Source organism: Sediminibacterium sp., from assembly GCF_030695065.1.
In the GTDB taxonomy this organism is placed as follows: domain Bacteria; phylum Bacteroidota; class Bacteroidia; order Chitinophagales; family Chitinophagaceae; genus Sediminibacterium.
On the sequence record NZ_JAUYTR010000002.1, the window covers coordinates 1 to 1,637 of the forward strand.

The following is a 1,637-nucleotide window of genomic DNA, read 5'->3' on the forward strand; positions in this document are numbered from 1 at the left end:
CTGCTGATTTAGCTGATGTATCTTTAGCTGGAACTGCTGCTTCAACTTTTGCTGATGCAAATGTGGGTACTGGTAAAGCGGTAACTGTAACTGGATACACATTATCTGGTTCTGCTGCTACTAACTATTCTCTTACTCAACCTACTGGCTTAACAGCTGATATTACTGCAAAAGGTTTAACCATCTCTGGTTTAACTGCAAGTAATAAAGTATACAACGCAACTACTGCTGCTTCTTTAACTGGCACAGCTGCTTTGGTAGGTGTAGAAGCTGGTGATGTAGCAAATGTTGCATTAGCCGGTACTGCTACTTCAACTTTTGCTGATGCAAATGTGGGTACTGGTAAAGCGGTAACTGTAACTGGTTACTCTATTACTGGTTCTGCTGCTACTAACTATTCTCTTACTCAACCTGCTGGCTTAACAGCTGATATTACTGCAAAAGGATTAACCATTTCTGGACTTACAGCTGATAACAAAGTATACAATGCAACAAATACTGCATCTCTTACTGGTACTGCAGCTCTTGTGGGTGTAGAAACTGCTGATTTAGCTGATGCAACTTTAGCTGGTACAGCTTCTTCTACATTTGCTGATGCTATTGTGGGTACTGGTAAAGCAGTAACTGTAACTGGATATTCTATTACAGGCTCTGCTGCTGGTAACTATACCGTTGCACAACCAACTGGATTAACTGCTGACATTACTGCAAAAGGTTTAACCATTTCTGGATTAACTGCTGATAATAAAGTTTACAACGGACTTACTCCCGCTACACTAACTGGAACTGCTGCTCTTGTTGGTGTTGAAGCTGGTGATGTTGCTGATGTAACTTTAGCTGGTACTGCGGTTGCTTCTTTTGCTACTGCAACTGTTGGCGCTGCTAAACCTGTAACTGTTACAGGATATACAATATCTGGTTCTGCTGCCGGTAACTATAGCTTAACTCAGCCTACTGGTTTAACTGCTGATATTACCGCTGCTGCATTAACTATTACAGCTGATTCAGTTCGTAAATACCATGGTGAAGTAATTACTACTCCAGCAACTGGTGTTACTGCATTTACTGCTACCGGCTTGCAAAATGGAGAGACTATAGGTTCTGTTACGATGGACTATGGTACTGGTGCTGCTGCGCTTGATCCATTGGGTCTTAATTTAGCTGCTGTTACTCCAAGTTTAGCAACAGGTGGTACTTTCACCGCATCTAACTATACTATTACTTACAATTCAAATCAATTACGAGTTATCCCTAATATCAATGCTTTCTTAAGCGACCTCGTTGCTTCTACAGGTGCATTGAACACTCCATTTAATAAATACGATTTGGATTATGATACTTATGTATTAACTGCTGTTAATAGTTTCACTGTTACTCCTACTGTTGAGAATCAATTCGCAACTATTCAAGCAAGAATTGATACTGGTAATGGTCCTGGTGCTTATATTCCATTAACTAGTGGTGTGGCAAGTTCTAGCTTCCAAATTAGAGAAGGTGACAATATCATTGAAATCCTAGTAACTGCTGAAGACGGCGTTACTCAATTAAACTACAGAATCTTATATCGTCGTGAGTCTACTTTTGTAAGTGGCGGCGGTGGCGGTGGCCTTGAAAGTAAGAGCTTGGGCGATGCAATT

1 protein-coding gene is annotated in these 1,637 nt (G+C 40.7%); it reads left to right on the forward strand.

Annotated features, from left to right (window positions below):
- Nucleotides 1-1,637, forward strand: a 1,637-nt coding sequence (locus Q8S25_RS00005) for an S-layer family protein (RefSeq protein ID WP_305533604.1), incomplete at both ends; no start/stop codon positions are given.